Source organism: Flavobacterium sp. LC2016-13 (assembly GCF_009707955.1).
Lineage (GTDB): Bacteria > Bacteroidota > Bacteroidia > Flavobacteriales > Flavobacteriaceae > Flavobacterium.
Genome location: NZ_WMDQ01000008.1, coordinates 63,856 through 80,494 on the forward strand (window position 1 = coordinate 63,856; position 16,639 = coordinate 80,494).

Here is a 16,639-nt window from a genome sequence, read left to right on the forward strand (position 1 = left end):
AATAATTATTATGAAAAATCATATACTCTTTTGCATAACAATTGTTAGTATTATCACATTTAACAGCTATTCCCAGCAATCAAAAATGAATAATGCCGATAAAAAGTACGATGGCTACGCTTATATAAATGCTATAAAAACATACGAAAAAGTAGCCCTTAAAGGATACAAGTCTGAAGATTTATTTAAGAAGCTTGGCAATTCTTATTACTTCAATTCAGAATTTGAAAGTGCCGCAAAATGGTACGGCGAATTATTTGATATGAATACATCTGTCGAATCTGAATATTATTACAGATATGCACAATGCCTAAAATCAATTGGAGAAACTGCAAAAGCAAACAAATTGATGGACGAGTTTAATGTTAAGTTTAAAGATGATACCAGAGGAATACTCTACAAACAAAATGTAAATTATCTCGATCAGATTAAAGCAAATTCAGGACGTTATACTATTGAAGATGCCGGTATAAACTCTCAATATTCAGACTATGGATCTTCTGTTTATAATAAGAAACTATACTTCGCATCAGCAAGAGATACCGGAAATTTTTCGAAGCGCAAACATACCTGGACAGGTAAATATTTTACAAATTTATATGTTGCAGATATTGATTCTGCTAAAGTAAGAAGATTAAAAAGCGTCTTAAATTCTAAATTTCATGAAACCGCACCAGTTTTTACAAAAGATGGAAAGACCGTTTATTTTACAAGAAATAATTATCTTAATGGAAAAAGAGGAAAAAATGAGAACAAATTTACTTTGATAAAAATATACAAAGCAACACTAGAAAATGACAAATGGACGAATATAAAAACACTCCCGTTTGATAGTGATAATTATATTACGGCGCATCCCGCACTGAGCCCCGATGAAAAAACCTTATATTTTTCTTCTGATATGCCCGGAACGTTTGGAGATTCTGATATTTTTAAAGTCAGCATCAATAGTGACGGAACTTATGGTGTTCCTCAAAATTTAGGAAATACAATAAATACCGAAGGCAAAGAAACATTTCCGTATGTCACCAGTGAAAATGAAATATACTTTGCATCTGATGGTTATCCCGGACTTGGCGGTTTAGATGTTTTTGTGGGAAAGCTTGAAGAAAACGGAACTGTTAGCAATATTCAGAATCTTGGTCAGGACATCAACTCTCCCCGGGATGATTTTGCTTATATGATTGATCCGGTTTCCCGAAGAGGTTATTTTAGTTCTAACAAAGCCGGAGGAAAAGGTTCTGATGATATTTACAAATTTCTCGAAACCAAAAAACTACAATGCATTCAGGAATTAAGCGGTGTCATTACAGATGCCGAAACAGGTCAAATCCTGCCTGAAACAAAAGTCACTATTTATGAAGGACAAAACGTAAAAAGTATTGCTATTGCTGATGCAATGGGTATCTATAGTTTCACTGTTAATTGTGGAAAAAAATACAATGTCAGGGCAGAAAAAACAGCTTATACAACCAAAGAAGTTAGCGTTATAATTGCAACAACAAGCGGAAAAACAGATTTACCGATTGCTTTAGACAAAGCAATTTGCAAAGTCACTGTTGGTGATGATTTAGGAAAATGTTTCGGTATAAAAATGATTTATTTCGATTTGGATAAATCAAACATTCGAACAGAAGCAGCGCTTGATCTCGAAAAAATACTGGATGTTTTAAACGATAATCCAACCATGAAACTTGATATTCGTTCGCATACTGACAGTAGACAAACCTTTAAATACAACGAAGCTTTGTCTGACCGAAGAGCTCAATCGACCATAAAATGGTTAATTAAAAATGGTGTAAACCCAAATAGATTAACCGGCAAAGGTTATGGAGAAACGCAACTTGTTAATGAATGTGCTGATGATGTACCATGTACAGAGCAGCAACATCAGGCCAACAGACGAAGTGAATTTATTATTACGGCACTGTAATAATCCCGTTTAAAAATAGTAAAGCTGTCTAATGAAAGACAGCTTTTCTACATTCAAAACAATCGTTGTAACTCCAAAGAGTTACAACGACTAACTAAAAAACCAGTCCAATAATTCTTTAAAGTTTTACAAATATATTTGTGTAATATTTTTTTCCGGAAGCATCTGTAGTTATGGACAAACCAAAATGAGTATAATCTCCTTCGATATTTTCTTTATGTCCCGCACTGTTTAACCACGCGGTTAAAGCTGCTTGCGCTGTTTTATAATTATAGGCAACGTTTTCGCCAATTTTCTTTGCATTAAGCGATTTCATAATATCTTCAGAACGAGAAACAAAACCATTATGACTAATTGCTTTATCAGCAATCATTTCTTTATTATGTTCTTCGCATTTATAAGAAATATAATTTATTTGTTGTAAAGCATTTAAACCAATACTTACTCGATACTCATTGATCAGTTTCATGGTTTCTAACTCCGAATCATTATAACTGTAGTTTGTATTTGGAGTTTCTATTGCACTTGTATCTTTAGTGCCCTCAGCAGTATCTGCAGAACATGAGTTCATTGTAATAAGCATTACAACGAACATCATGACGCGCATTATCTTTTTCATAGTCATTAGCATTTTAATGTTTAAAGTAAATGTTGGGGCAAATTCTTTAAATTTTTATATTTTGAATAATTGTTTATTTCTTGGGTCAAACATATTCAATATGCCGTTAAACTACAAATTTTATCGATGAACTACATCATAATTTTATAATGCAATATAATTTTCTTACAATTAAGAAGATAATCGGTCGATCTTCCATGAAAAATCAGATTGGCTTGAGTAGCGAATTCTGTCGTGTAATCTATTTGGTCTTCCCTGCCAAAATTCGACTTCTAATGGAGTTACTAAAAAGCCTCCCCAATTATCTGGTCTTGGAATTGGTTTTCCTTCAAAGGCAGCTTCGAGTTTTTTTAAGTTTTCTTCTAAAAAAGTTCTTGACGGTATTACTTCACTTTGATTAGAAACAATCGCGCCTAACTTACTTCCATCCGGACGGGAATCGAAATAGTTATCAGATATATTTTCTGAAGTTTTCTGTGCAATTCCTTTTATGATAACCTGACGCTCCATTTCCTGCCAAAAAAAAGACAAACAAACATGTGGGTTTGCTGCAATAGCTTTCCCTTTTTCTGAATTATAATTGGTATAAAAAATAAATCCTTCTTCAGAGAATTTCTTTAACAACACCACTCTCGATTTCGGAAAACCATCTAAACCAATCGTAGAAACAGTCATAGCATTAACTTCTCCGCTTGCGCCGAAATCTTCTACTTCATGAAACCATCTGTTAAACAAATTAATTGGATCTTCAGGTATATTGGTTTCTAATAATTCGCTTTTCTCGTAAGATTTTCTATAATTACTTAAATCGTTCATGATTTTAAATTTTAGATTGTTGATTTTAGATTATTGGATTTTTAGACTTCTTAGATTTTTTGAAAGAAAAAAACTTAGAACCTTAGCATCTCAGTCCCGAAGCCTCGGGATAGTACCTTTATTTAAAACTCAAAAGAAACTCCATCATCACCCAAAAGTACATTTGGAAAAACGGTTTCTGCTTCTGTTTTAAAAGTTTCTATGCCATCATATCTTGTTGAATAATGGCCTAAAACAAGTTGTTTTACATTTGCTTTAAGTGCAATTGTTGCAGCTTCTTTGGCAGTTGAATGCAATGTTTTTAATGCCAAAGCTTGTTCAGATTGTAAAAAGGTAGATTCGTGATATAAAACATCTACGTTTTCTATTATCGGAATTATGGCTTCGTGGTAAACGGTATCAGAGCAAAACGCATAACTCATTGCCGGTATTGGATCAAACGATAATTTTTCGTTTTCGATTACAGTTCCGTCATCAAGCGTAACATTTCCCCCGTTTTTTATTTTTTGATAATAAGCAGTGTGAATGTTATATTTTTGAACAGCCTCAACATTCAGTTTTCGTTCTCCCGGTTTTTCCTGAAATAAAAATCCGTTGGTATAAACGCGATGTTTTAGCGGAATCGTTTTTACAATTACTTTGTTATCTTCAAAAATAACTTCACTTTCAGTTGATTCTAATTCGTGGAAAAACAAATCATAAGTTGTCCAGGAATTCGATAGTCTCAGCTGTAATGTAATGATTTCTTTTACGCCTTTTGGTCCATAAATATGAAGATCTGCTGTGCGTCCTAAAAGTGCAAAAGTCGAAATAGTACCAATTAAGCCAAAAAAGTGATCTCCATGCAAATGCGAAATAAAAATGTGATTAATTTTTGAGAATTTAATCTTGTTTTTACGCAATTGAACCTGAGTTCCTTCGCCGCAATCTATTAAAAACAATCTGTTTTTAATCTCTAGAACCTGCGAGGTCGGGTTGGTAATCGTTCTGGGAGTTGCGGCGTAACAGCCAAGTATAGTTAATTTCATTTTAGATTTTAGATTGTTGATTTTAGATTAAGGAACTTAAATTTCAGATTTATTCAATATTAAAAAATCAGAAATCTAAAATCTGAACTCTAAAATCTAAAATCCTAAATCGCGCTCAATTTCTTCCATTTCGATAATATCATTTGCTTCCAAAAGAGAAGGAACCACAGTTAATTTATCAGAAATAGCATTAAAATCAAGCTCTGAAACCACAATTACAAATGATTTTTTTGCCTTTTTTTGTTGCTTCGAAAGTGGTAAAAAAAGTTTCAGATCACTTTCAGACAAATTAGAATCTGAAGATAAATCGATTATAATATTTTGTTTTTCAAAGGTTTTGAACTGCTGCGTTACCTTCTCCAAAAAAGAATTTACATCTCCTTGAGTATTTTTAATGATAACGGTATGTCCTTTTTGATCTACTTTCATTTTATAATGTATGGGGGTAATATAAAAATAATAATTTCAAGAGCTAAGGTACGAAGTTTTTTGTGGTTTAAGGTTTCCAGTTTTATTTGTTTCAAGTTTTGGAACGTTCAGATTAGCAAACTTGAAACCTGAAACTTGAAACTAAAAAAACTAAAATCTACTGAATCTTAGAGGCCAATAAATAAATCACGGCCATTCTAATTGCAACTCCGTTTTCTACCTGATTCAAAATCACGGAATGATCTGAGTCAGCAACTTCAGATGTAATCTCTACTCCTCTATTGATTGGTCCCGGGTGCATGATTACGATTTCTTTTCCCAGCGAATCCAAAAGCGGTTTATCAACCCCGTATTGTTGTGCATATTCTCTTGTTGAAGGAAAAAAGTTAACATCCATACGTTCGTTCTGAACACGAAGCATATTGGCAACATCACACCATTCTAATGCTTTTCTTAAATTCGGTTCAACCGTAACTCCAAGAGATTCAATATATCTCGGAATCAATGTTTTTGGTCCGCAAACTTTAACTTCAGCGCCTTGCATCTGCAAAGCATATATATTTGATAAAGCAACTCTCGAATGCAGAATATCGCCCACAATAACTACTTTTTTTCCGGCTACATCGCCCAGTTTTTCTCTGATCGAATAACTGTCTAATAAAGCCTGAGTTGGATGTTCGTGCGCTCCGTCTCCGGCATTTACGATACTTGCTTTGACATTTTTAGATAAAAAATAAGCCGCTCCGGGATTAGAGTGGCGCATTACAACCATATCGACTTTCATGGAAAGGATATTGTTTACAGTATCGATTAGTGTTTCTCCTTTTTTAACAGATGACTGTGCTGCCGAAAAACTGATAACATCTGCAGATAAACGTTTCTGCGCTAATTCGAATGAAAGTTTTGTTCTGGTACTGTTTTCGAAAAATATATTGGCAATGGTAATATCTCGTAATGAAGGAACTTTTTTAATGGGTCTGTTAATGACTTCTTTAAAATGATCGGCAGTTTCAAAAATCAGGTTAATATCATTCTCGTTGATGTATTTAATTCCTAATAAATGATTTACGCTTAATTCTTTCATTTTTATTTCTTTAATATTATTTGTCAAATTCTGAATTTCTGAAAATATTCAGTTCTTCAATGCTTCTTTTAAGAGCAGCTACTCTATTGAACCATCCTGTCTACAACTTCACTGTAATCCTGCAGATCTCTTGCGTCTTCATCAAAAATCTTTTGCCATCTGAAACCCGGAATTTCAATTTTAGTTCTTGCAGAGCCGTCCCATTTTATTTTAAAATCGTTATTTATTAAAACTTCGGCAACTCGTTTTCCTACTTCTATTGTAATTGTATCATTCGAATTATCTACTTTTTGAAAAGCGATATACAGACCTGGATTTTCAATATCGATTGCTCTTGCTAGATCTTGTTCGTGATAAAAACAATAACCATCAGATTCTACTTCATTTTCCTGAAGTTCTCTTTCAACCTCAACAATTTCATATTCACCGTCAGTTGTCGTGTAACCCGCATTATGAAGTGCAATTATGTTCTCTTCACATAACTCATCAAACGCTTTTATTAGTCTTTCAGTATCAGTCGGGCTTTCCCATTGTTTACTTTCTGCAAGTAACTTTTGGTATTCTTCTCTTATTTTATCAAAAGCCCATTCTTCTGAGATTTCATCTTCAAATTCGTTATCTTGAATCTCTTCTATAATATTTTCCTGAATCTCATCAAGAGAAAGAAATCCCATTCTAACCTGATTAAAAATTGATTCATAAATAAAAGCTTCGTTCTCTGACATGGTTTAATGTTTATTCGTTTTAATTGTTTAATCGTTGATTTGTTAATATTGTTTAATCGTTTTGTCCGATTAAACAAATAACCGGTTAACCGATTAAACTAATTTGTTACTAAATAAACGACATCTTCACCTTCATTTTCTTTCCAGCTCACTTTTACTTTTTCATTATTTATGGCATCTACCTGACGACCTCGATAATCGGGCTGAATAGGCAAATTGCGGCTAAAACGTCTGTCGATTAACACTAACAATTCGATTTCTGAAGGTCTTCCAAAAGATTGAATTGCGGTTAAGGCAGAACGAATACTTCGTCCGGTAAACAAAACGTCATCTATAAAAATGACTTTTTTGTTTTCGACTATAAAATTTATTTGTGTTTTATTGGCTTCAAGCGGTTTATCAGTGCGGCGAAAGTCATCTCTGAAAAAAGTAATATCCAAATATCCTAACTGAATTTCAGGTGTTTGATATTCGCTTTCTAATATTTGTTTTAATCGTTCCGCTAAAAAAACGCCTCTTGGCTGAATTCCGACTAAAATAGTATCCGAAAAATCAAGGTGTTTTTCAATCAATTGACAAGCCAAACGATGGAGTATGATAGTAACTTCTTTTGAATTAAGTAATACTTTTTGGCTCATAATTAGTTGTAATGTTTGGTTCGGCAAATATACGAAATCAGAATTTATTTGTTGGGGTGTTTGGGTTGTAAATATTTTTTTTTGATTTGGTGGGAAATTTGGGAGTTTACTAAATTGTTATTTTAAAGAAATAAAATTACTTTTTAAAATAGATTTAGTTTAAAATTATACTTTAGCTGAATGCAAAATTTATATCCTTAAAGATATTTTATCTAGACTACTTAATCCTGAACAAAATAGCATAACAATAATTTGAAATCTCATATGCGAAAATTATTTTATATGATAAAAAAGACATCATTGCTAATATCACTTGTTCTCTTATTATCATGTGAAAGGGAATGTAAATTGTCCCCTATTCCAACTAATATTTTTCAATTAGAAGATCTAAAACAATATTATTTATTTCATTCCAAGAATGATACAGTTAATGCAAAAATTACGGATAAGTATGATTATTACGAAAAAACTTCATTTAAAAGTCCAACAAAGATTCGTAGATGTGAACACTACAAATCTTATGAATTAGATTTTAAAGGCGAAAAAATATTAGTCTCTGTTCGGAAGAATGTTCCAGATTCGTTGGAACTTGATGTTTTTGCATTTGGCAATTGTACTAAATTTCCAAGTGAGAAAAAAATCATCCAAAAAGAATTATTACAAAATAAATATTACACTTTTGAAAGAGAATCAGATTGTGACTCTAGTAATAGCATTGTCAAAAAAGTGATATTAAAAGGATATTTGATTACATCAATTACTACTTCCGACAATAAGATATGGACAATTAAATAAATTTTAAAAATGTAGTAATTTAGTCTTTTCCAATAAATGTAAAATAATCCTTTACAAAAGTTGTTTTAACTACTCATAAAACCTCCCAAAAGAAAAATCAACCTTCCCGCTCTGGTTTCCTAGCTCAGAATAATGAAACTAGTCATAATGAATATTTAATTTTGGGTATAAATGATTGTGTTAGTGTTATCTCTGAATCTGAACGAATAATAATTGATATTGAATAAAATTTATGGATAAATACAAAGAAACTTTCGAAACCTGGAATAAAATTGCCAGTCTCTATCAAGATAAGTTTATGAATTTAAGTTTGTATGACGAAACGTATGATTTTTTTTGTGAAGCGCTAAAAGCAGAACAAATAAACATATTTGAGATTGGCTGCGGACCAGGAAATATTACAAAATATTTATTGTCAAAAAAGCCAAACCTAATAATTAAAGGTATTGATGTTGCTCCAAAAATGATTGAATTGGCAAAAGCAAACAATCCTTCTGCCAACTTTGAAGTAATGGACACAAGAGAGCTTGGTACATTAAACAAAAAATTTGATGCAATTATGTGTGGCTTTTGTTTGCCTTATTTATCAGATATTGATTGTTTTAAACTTATAGTCGATTCAGCAAAAATACTTTTCAACAATGGAATCTTATACTTAAGTTTTGTTCAAGGAAGTCTTTCTGAGTCAGGTTTTATTTCAGGAAGCACTGGAGACCGTACCTATTTTTACTATCACACTTTAGAAGATATAAATAATCAACTTTTTATAAATAATTTTGAAGTTATTAAACTATTCAACATAAATTATCCAAAAGGTGAAAATGTAGAAATTCATACTATAATAATTGCCAAGAAAACAGCATAATCAATTCAAAAACCGATTGCTCGTATAACGTTACTTCAGAAATTCGTTTCGTGCCTGCAAAGTATATAACCTTTAAACATTTACAAATGAAAAAACTATTACTTTTAATTTTATTAATATCTTTTAAAACTTATTCTCAAGATAGTTTAAGAGTTAATCAGGTTTATTTTGAAAAAGGATTATACTACAAAGTTGAAACCGAGACATTGTTTACTGGAAAAAGGCAAAGCTACAAACACAAAAACCATTTAGTATCTGAAGAAACTTTCGTAGATGGTCAATTAAAAAAATATACCATCTATTTTAATGGCAAAAAAAGGAAAATTTGTGAAGAAGTCTTTTATGACAATAATGGTTTAAAAGAAAAAAGAATTAGATACGATTATGGAATTGATTTTAAATGGATAACCTATTATAATGATAAAAAAGAAAAAACGTTAGAAGAAGATTTTAAAAATGGTGTGGTAGTATACAGGTGCGAATATCTTAACAATAAAAAAAACGGAATATTATTTTCAATAAATGACAAAGGAGAAAAAACAGAATGCAAATACGTAAACGGGAAGTTTATAAAATAATAACAACATTGTCTAAAATTCATTAAATCAAAAAAACCTTTTGATTTTAATTCTTTTAATTTGTAAAAGCAGTTCAGCTCTACGAAGTATTCTAAATTATTATGATAGATAGCTGTGCGAAGTCTCCCGACTTCGTACCCGCTCCAAAAAGCGATAATTTAAAGGGAATATATTCTAAGAGCCTATTTAAAAAGGAAATTTGCACCGAAGAATTCAATAGATACGAAATCGGGAGACTTCGCACAGCACATCCATCAAGTAATCGTCATAAAAAAACTTTCATAATGCAATGAATAAAATAATCTACCATAAATTTAATGTGTTTTCACACTTCGTAGTTGGAGGTGTTTTTTTTATTCCGCCAATAATTTTGTTACTCTTGGCAGCATCAAAACAACCTATACTTATAATGTTTTCACTAATCTTACTAATTCTTAATGGTTACTTCTATTTTCGAATCTGTAAAGCTTTTATTCATATTTTAATTGGTAAACCAATGATTGAATTTACCAATGAAAAATATATTGATAATCTAAACGGATTTTGTATTTATTGGACTGATATAAATAGGATTTCTTTACATAATGGTAAAGCACCTTTTGTAGTTTTTGACCTAAAAGATAATGAGCGGTTTTACAGTGATATTAATCTATTTAAAAAACTATTTTATAAATTCGAAAGAAATGATATGAATTCTATCCAAACTAACATACTTTATGCACATGGAAGAAACGCAAATATTTTTACAGAAATTCAGAATAACTTTAAAAAAAATCAAAAGTAAAATTCTAATTCTAATTTAGAAAACATTCTATAACCTATTCATAAAACCTCCCAAAAGAAAAATCAACCTTCCACATTTCCAATTCATTCTTACTCGTTTCATTTTGAGCTTCGGTTGCATAAACAAACATTTGTTGTTCATAATCTTTGATTGCCACTTCTATCGTTTCGAACTTACCATTAGTTAAATTCTCAGATAAAATTAAAGCATCTTTCAATCCCGTATTTACGCCTTGACCTGCGAAAGGCGGCATTATGTGCGCGGCATCTCCAATGAGTGTTATAGGCAAAGGACGATTGTTTTTCCATGTTTTATCTAACGGTATTTTTCTGGTTTTTAATACAACAAAAGCAGTTGTTGAGTGAAATAATTCCTGATACGATTTATACCAATGCGAAAATCTGGTGGAAAGGAATTCAATAATACTTTTATTATCTTCAAGATTCAATTCGGTTTCATCGGGATTTTTAAAGATTACGTTGTAGCTTAATACATTGCCATTTTTAGGATTTGCAACCAGTAAATTTCCTTCTCCTGCAATCATTAAAATAGTATCATTGCAAAGTTGGTAAAAAGCTTCACATTTCGTTTCCGCTTCGTGAACTTCACCTTGAATCATAATTGTTCCTGAGTATTCGATTGCTGCATCTGTAACGTATTGTCTTGCTTTAGACATTCCGCCATTTGCGCCAATCACTAAATCTGCGGTTGCGGTAATTCCGTTTTCAAATTGCAAAAGCCATTTTCCGTTATCTTCTTTAAGTTCGGTAAATTTTCTATCCCAAACTACTGTATCGGTTTTTAAACTCTCCAAAAGTAATTTCCTTAAATCATTTCGGTTTATTTCAGGATTCTCGTATTGGTTTTCGGGCGTTGGCTGTTTAGAAAATAATATTTTACCATTTTTATCGGCTATGGTTCTTCCCATTGGTATTGCCATTGCGAAATAGTCTTCTAACAATCTGGCTTCTTTTAAAGCATCTTGTCCTGAACCTTTATGCAAGTCGAGCGTACCTCCGGAAATTCTTGTTTGTGGCGTTTTATCTCTTTCGTAAACGGTAACTTCAATTCCTTTTTGCTGTAGTAATCTTGCCATTGTCAGACCAACTGGTCCTGCACCAATAATGGCTATTTTTTTATTTTGTAATAACATGAATCTGTGTTTAATTATCAGGCACAAAATTCAGCTTTGCTCTTGTTTTAGGATTGTATAAATGCGACAAAATCTATTTTTAAATACTTTTGTCGCATTCTTTTCGATTGAATAAATTTAAAAAGGTGCTGTCTGAGCGTTTCTTTTTCGAATCTCTTCTTCGGTTCTTGGAATAAAATTTTCTTTTACATTTGATTCGGCTGTAGCCTGAACTTCTTCAATAAACGGACGCAGGTTTTTGTTGTAATCTTCAAATGCCAGATTAAAATTTCCGTTGTGTTTCTCTAAGGCATCTGCTAATGCAGCAGCTCCATTCATTGATAATGACGCACCCATTCCGGCAGCCGGTGAAGCACAATAACCTGCATCACCTACTAACGCAACTCTGCCTTTTGTCCATGACGGCATTTTTATCTGACAAAATTTATCGAAGTAAAAGTTTTTCGATTGTTCTACTTCTTCCAACAATTCTGAAGTTCTCCAGCTTTGTCCTGAAAACTGTTCTGTAATAATTTTTCTTTGTTGTTCAATATCTCGATAATCGTATGGAATTTCTTTTTCGGAATAAAAACAAAAAATAATATCGGTTTTGTTGTTATAGGCATTAAGCGTAATGGCTTTGTCCGGCACATTATACATTTGCATTGTTTTTTGTTTTACCAGCAATTTGTTTACAATAGTGAGTGAAAAATAGGCGTTAAGAAAATGTGCATATTCGGTTTCATCTCCAAACCAAATTTTCCTCACACCTGAATGCATTCCGTCGCAACCAAATACTAAATGAAAAGCTTTTTGCGATCTATCTTTAAAAGTAACTTCTATATTATCTTCTGTTTCATTTAACGCAGTAATACTATTATTGAAAATAAATTCAACCTCATTTTTTAGATCGTTAAATAAAAATGGAATAAATTTATCACGTTCTATTTCTATTTCATCTTCGGGAAGTTCAGATTCATCATTTGCAAGCGATATTGAACCTTCGCTAATATCTTCGGCATTTTTAAATTCTACCATTTCTACCTGTAATCGGTCTGCTTTTAATTGCTCAAAAATCCCCATACGTTTAGCAATATCTACGGTAATCCCACGCAAATCAACAGCAGCGCCGGCAGTTCGGGGTTCGCTTGCCATTTCAACAACCGTTACCTGATAACCTAATCTGTTCATCCAATATGCGGTTGAAAGTCCGGCTATACTTGCACCGGAAATAAGTACTTTTTTATTTTTAAATGATTCCATTGTATACGAGTTATTTGTTTCTGCAAATGAACAACGTATAGCGTGGGCAAAAAATAACAATACAAAGTAAGTATTGGACTAATCGAGGTTTTTACTTCGAAAGGTTAAAGCAGTCATTCCTGTTACTTTTGTAAACAGTCTCGAAAAATAAGGATAATCGTCGTACCCTAAATCTGATGCAATTTCTTTTACCGATTTATCAGAATGATAAAGCAAACGTTTTGCTTCTAAAATAACGCGCTGTTGTATGTGATAGGAAACCGAAAAACCTGTTGTGTTTTTAATGCATTCGTTTAAGTACGGCGTAGACAAATGCAATTTTTGGGCATATTCTGCTGGACGCTTTATTGTGGCATAATTACTTTCTAATAATTGCCTGAAAGCTTTTGTAATTGTTTCAAATCTTGAAGGTTTATCTGTAGGTTTCGATTGTTCGAGATATTGTGAGATAACCAAAGCAACCAACGCATTGCAACTTTCCTTCAATATGGAATGATTTAGTTTATCGTCTTTTCGTTCAGAAAATTTTATAAAAAGTGAAACAGCTTCTGAAAACATCAAAAACATTTCGTTTGTTAATCCCAATGGTTTTGCCGGTGTAATTTCCAGTAACAATTTGAGATATTCAGCATTTATACTTTCATTACTAATCGACCAACTGCTCACTATTACATTTTCAGATGCTATTGTGCGATGTACCTGATCCGGATGAATATAAATAATCGACGGAGCTTTGATTATATATTTTTGAAAATCAATATCGAGCTGAACTGTTCCGTTTTCAAGGAGAAAAAAAGAATGACTGTCATGACGATGCGTACCTGTTGCTTCATTAACAGAAGGTAAGTTTGATTTGTCTAAAGCGAGTAAATCATCAATACAAATTCTTTCTATAGAAATATCTCCGTCGAAATTGTCGGTCATTGCATTTACAGGAATTGATTCTCTTTTTTTACTCATTCTTTATTTTATTATTTCTTTGCATTTCTTGCAAATGCCGCTGGAGTTGTTCCGCTGTAGCGTTTAAATTCTTTACTAAGATGCGATTGATCTGTATATCCTAAATCATGCGCTAAGGCCGCGAGATTTGTATCCGGATTTATCAATAGTTGGTTTCGTACTTGCTCAAAGCGTATTAAGGCAGAAACATCTTTAACTGTATATCCGGAGGATTGTTTAAATTTTCTTTCGAGTGTACGAATTGTTGCGTGAGCGGCATCTGCAACTTCACTTACTGGCATTGAGCCGTTTTTCTCTCGCATCGCACTTCCAGCTTTGAATAAGATACTTTTATCAGGAATCTGCGAATGTGCTTTTAGAAAATACTGTTTTACCTCATCAATTGCCTGCTCAATATTTCGGGATTGAATCAAATTTCGCAACGTTGGTTGAAGTTTTGTAACAGAATGTTCAAATACCTGAACTCCGCTTTTACCGGATTCTAGTCCGAGTAAATCGAAAACTGTCCACGGAAAACAACGAATTCCAATAATTTCTAAATTGTTTTTAGAGAAAAAATTAACGGGCTGATTTAGCAATCCTATCATAAATGGCGATGGCAATGCTTGTAAAGTTCCGTTATGAAAAATGCTGCAGGTATTTCCGAAATGAAAAATAATTTCAGCATAACCATCAGGAATTACTTCAAAACCAGATTCTTCTTCTCCAAACTCAATTCGGTCATACCAAAAGCATTTTATGATATCACGCAATTCCTGAGGTGGTTCAAATTCCTGATGCATATTTGAAGTTTATGAAATAAAGTAGATATTGATACTTTTTAATTTAATAAAGATGTTATTCAAAATTACAAAATTCTTTCTAACCGAAAGTAATCACTAAATCTTAGAACTTTTTCGCAAAATTATATAAGGCCTTTTTTTGATGTATGAAGTAATTTTAATTAACGATAATTAGAATACTAAATTCTTTTTAAAACAATTAAAAAAGCAAAATCATGCAAAAGAACATTACACGTTTGTTAATGGTATTCGTAATACTATTTTCATTTACAAGTTGCGAAGTTATTGGAGACATTTTTAAAGCCGGAATGGGATTCGGGATTTTTATTGTAATCTTTATTATTGCAATAATCATCTTTATATTCGCTAAGATCTTTGGCAAGAAATAAACATAAAAAAAAATCCCGATCACTGTAGCGATCGGGATTTTTTAATTTTATATATCTTATAGATTGTACATTTTCTTTCTCAATTCCTGAATTTTTTCATCATCAAGATATTCATCAAATGTCATGTAGCGATCTATAGCTCCGTTTGGTGTTAACTCTACTACTCTATTACCAACGGTTTGTGCAAATTCGTGGTCATGTGTTGTAAAAATTACAGATCCTTTAAAGTTTTTCAATGAGTTATTAAAAGCTGTAATAGACTCCAAATCTAAGTGATTCGTTGGTTCGTCTAACATTAGGATATTCGCACGTTCCATCATCATTCTAGAAAGCATACAACGTACTTTTTCTCCTCCTGATAATACTCGGCTTGTTTTTAAAGCTTCCTCTCCGGAGAAAATCATTTTCCCTAAAAATCCTCTAATAAAAACCTCATCACGCTCTTCTTCTGTTTTTGCATATTGACGTAACCAGTCTACCAAAGTCAAATCATTTTCGAAGAAAGAATGATTTTCTGCCGGTAAATAAGCCTGGTTTGTTGTAATTCCCCAATCAAAAGTTCCAGCGTCTGCTTTTTGTTGGTTGTTTAAAATTTCGTAGAAAGCTGTTGTAGCACGTGAATCTTTAGAGAAAAGCACGATTTTATCGCCTTTTGCCATATTCAAATCTACATCTTTAAACAAAAGATCTCCTTCTACAGAAGCTGCTAAACCTTCTACATTCAAAATCTGATCTCCTGCTTCACGGTCCTGATCGAAAATAATCGCAGGATAACGACGGCTTGAAGGTTTGATTTCAGAAATATTCAATTTAGAAATCATTTTTTTACGCGATGTTGCTTGTTTCGATTTTGCAACGTTCGCACTAAAACGACGAATAAATTCTTCTAATTCCTGTTTCTTTTCTTCTGCTTTTTTGTTTTGTTGTGCACGTTGTTTTGCCGCTAATTGGCTAGACTCGTACCAGAAAGTATAGTTTCCTGAATAGTGATTGATTTTTCCAAAATCGATATCAGAAATATGTGTACAAACGGCATCTAAAAAGTGACGGTCGTGAGATACTACGATTACTGTATTTTCATAATTTGCTAAGAAATTTTCTAACCAGGCGATTGTTTCAAAATCCAAATCGTTGGTAGGTTCATCCATAATAAGCAAATCAGGGTTTCCAAAAAGTGCTTGTGCCAAAAGGACACGAACTTTAATTTTTCCCTCCAAATCGCCCATTAATGTATAATGATGTTCTTCGTTGATTCCTAAGTTAGACAACATTGCAGCGGCATCAGAATCTGCATTCCAACCGTTCATTTCTTCAAACTGAACCTGAAGTTCTCCAATTCTGTCTGCGTTTTTATCGTTGTAGTCTAAATAAAGTTCATCCATTTCTTTTTTAACAGCGTACAAAACTTTATTTCCCATCAAAACAGTTTCCAAAACCGTATGTTCGTCGAACATGTTGTGATTTTGGTTCAAAACCGACATACGTTTTCCCGGTTCTAAATGAATGTGTCCCGAAGTTGGGTCGATATCGCCTGAAATAATTTTAAGAAATGTAGATTTTCCAGCACCATTGGCTCCAATAACGCCGTAAATATTTCCGTGAGTGAATGTGGTATTTACTTCGTCAAACAAAATTCGTTTGCCAAATTGAACTGATAAATTATTGACTGTTAACATGAATGTCTTTTTAATTAATTTGGTGCAAAAGTACGGAAAAAGGTTTAATTTTTCTCACCATATAAGTGATATAAGTTTATCAAAGTTAAAGTTACAATTCTCTGCAATTGATTTCCACCACATAAGTGATATAAGTTCATTTA

Annotated in this window: 18 protein-coding genes; 6 read left to right on the forward strand and 12 right to left on the reverse strand. The window is 32.5% G+C overall.

Translation table 11 applies throughout. The features are described 5' to 3' along the window. The first annotated feature begins 10 nt into the window (after positions 1 to 10). Entirely contained in the window at positions 11 to 1,933 is a 1,923-nt protein-coding gene (locus GKZ86_RS16440) for an OmpA family protein (protein ID WP_154784164.1), read from the forward strand. Between the two features lie 118 nt (positions 1,934 to 2,051). On the opposite strand, the gene GKZ86_RS16445 is transcribed toward GKZ86_RS16440, so the two are convergent. From GKZ86_RS16445 to pyrR, 7 genes are all read right to left on the reverse strand, one after another. Continuing rightward, positions 2,052 to 2,552 carry a CAP domain-containing protein gene (locus GKZ86_RS16445; RefSeq protein WP_154784165.1) on the reverse strand — a complete coding sequence of 167 codons (501 nt, stop codon included), beginning with the start codon at positions 2,550 to 2,552 and terminating at the stop codon, positions 2,052 to 2,054. A gap of 171 nt (positions 2,553 to 2,723) precedes the next feature. Then, a complete protein-coding gene (gene pdxH / locus GKZ86_RS16450; protein ID WP_154784166.1) occupies positions 2,724 to 3,368 on the reverse strand; it encodes a pyridoxamine 5'-phosphate oxidase in 645 nt (214 codons plus the stop codon). Between the two features lie 122 nt (positions 3,369 to 3,490). Then, positions 3,491 to 4,396 carry a ribonuclease Z gene (locus GKZ86_RS16455; protein ID WP_154784167.1) on the reverse strand — a complete coding sequence of 302 codons (906 nt, stop codon included), beginning with the start codon at positions 4,394 to 4,396 and terminating at the stop codon, positions 3,491 to 3,493. A 96-nt stretch (positions 4,397 to 4,492) separates the two neighbouring features. Further along, a complete protein-coding gene (locus tag GKZ86_RS16460; RefSeq protein ID WP_154784168.1) occupies positions 4,493 to 4,825 on the reverse strand; it encodes a ribonuclease Z in 333 nt (110 codons plus the stop codon). A gap of 157 nt (positions 4,826 to 4,982) precedes the next feature. Further along, positions 4,983 to 5,909 carry an aspartate carbamoyltransferase catalytic subunit gene (locus tag GKZ86_RS16465; protein ID WP_029273654.1) on the reverse strand — a complete coding sequence of 309 codons (927 nt, stop codon included), beginning with the start codon at positions 5,907 to 5,909 and terminating at the stop codon, positions 4,983 to 4,985. A gap of 83 nt (positions 5,910 to 5,992) precedes the next feature. Continuing rightward, a complete protein-coding gene (locus tag GKZ86_RS16470) occupies positions 5,993 to 6,634 on the reverse strand; it encodes a hypothetical protein (RefSeq protein WP_154784169.1) in 642 nt (213 codons plus the stop codon). A 98-nt stretch (positions 6,635 to 6,732) separates the two neighbouring features. Then, entirely contained in the window at positions 6,733 to 7,272 is a 540-nt protein-coding gene (gene pyrR, locus GKZ86_RS16475) for a bifunctional pyr operon transcriptional regulator/uracil phosphoribosyltransferase PyrR (protein WP_154784170.1), read from the reverse strand. Between the two features lie 282 nt (positions 7,273 to 7,554). Between pyrR and GKZ86_RS16480 the strand changes: the two genes are divergently transcribed. From GKZ86_RS16480 to GKZ86_RS16495, 4 genes are all read left to right on the forward strand, one after another. Then, positions 7,555 to 8,067, forward strand: a complete 513-nt coding sequence (locus GKZ86_RS16480) for a hypothetical protein (protein ID WP_154784171.1) — start codon at positions 7,555 to 7,557, stop codon at positions 8,065 to 8,067. 232 nt (positions 8,068 to 8,299) lie between these two features. Next, a complete protein-coding gene (locus GKZ86_RS16485) occupies positions 8,300 to 8,932 on the forward strand; it encodes a class I SAM-dependent methyltransferase (RefSeq protein ID WP_154784172.1) in 633 nt (210 codons plus the stop codon). Positions 8,933 to 9,018: 86 nt separating this feature from the next. Then, complete coding sequence (locus GKZ86_RS16490; RefSeq protein ID WP_154784173.1) at positions 9,019 to 9,510, forward strand: hypothetical protein; 492 nt, start codon at positions 9,019 to 9,021, stop codon at positions 9,508 to 9,510. Positions 9,511 to 10,006: 496 nt separating this feature from the next. Continuing rightward, entirely contained in the window at positions 10,007 to 10,294 is a 288-nt protein-coding gene (locus GKZ86_RS16495; protein WP_154784174.1) for a hypothetical protein, read from the forward strand. 34 nt (positions 10,295 to 10,328) lie between these two features. Here GKZ86_RS16495 and GKZ86_RS16500 read toward each other — a convergent pair whose 3' ends face one another. From GKZ86_RS16500 to GKZ86_RS16515, 4 genes are all read right to left on the reverse strand, one after another. Further along, entirely contained in the window at positions 10,329 to 11,447 is a 1,119-nt protein-coding gene (locus GKZ86_RS16500) for an NAD(P)/FAD-dependent oxidoreductase (protein WP_154784175.1), read from the reverse strand. Between the two features lie 117 nt (positions 11,448 to 11,564). Then, entirely contained in the window at positions 11,565 to 12,689 is a 1,125-nt protein-coding gene (locus GKZ86_RS16505; protein ID WP_154784176.1) for an FAD-dependent monooxygenase, read from the reverse strand. 78 nt (positions 12,690 to 12,767) lie between these two features. Further along, the gene (locus GKZ86_RS16510) at positions 12,768 to 13,649 is read right to left on the reverse strand and encodes an AraC family transcriptional regulator (protein ID WP_154784177.1); all 882 of its coding nucleotides are present in this window, start codon (positions 13,647 to 13,649) and stop codon (positions 12,768 to 12,770) included. An 11-nt stretch (positions 13,650 to 13,660) separates the two neighbouring features. Next, on the reverse strand, positions 13,661 to 14,431 hold the full coding sequence (locus GKZ86_RS16515; protein WP_154784178.1) for an AraC family transcriptional regulator: 771 nt from the start codon (positions 14,429 to 14,431) through the stop codon (positions 13,661 to 13,663). 215 nt (positions 14,432 to 14,646) lie between these two features. Between GKZ86_RS16515 and GKZ86_RS25255 the strand changes: the two genes are divergently transcribed. Then, positions 14,647 to 14,820: a hypothetical protein gene (locus GKZ86_RS25255; RefSeq protein ID WP_194632568.1), complete on the forward strand. Its 174-nt coding sequence runs from the start codon at positions 14,647 to 14,649 to the stop codon at positions 14,818 to 14,820. A gap of 56 nt (positions 14,821 to 14,876) precedes the next feature. Here the strand turns inward: GKZ86_RS25255 and GKZ86_RS16520 are convergent, their stop codons facing one another. Next, on the reverse strand, positions 14,877 to 16,496 hold the full coding sequence (locus GKZ86_RS16520; RefSeq protein WP_072971983.1) for an ABC-F family ATP-binding cassette domain-containing protein: 1,620 nt from the start codon (positions 16,494 to 16,496) through the stop codon (positions 14,877 to 14,879). Positions 16,497 to 16,639: the final 143 nt, after the last annotated feature.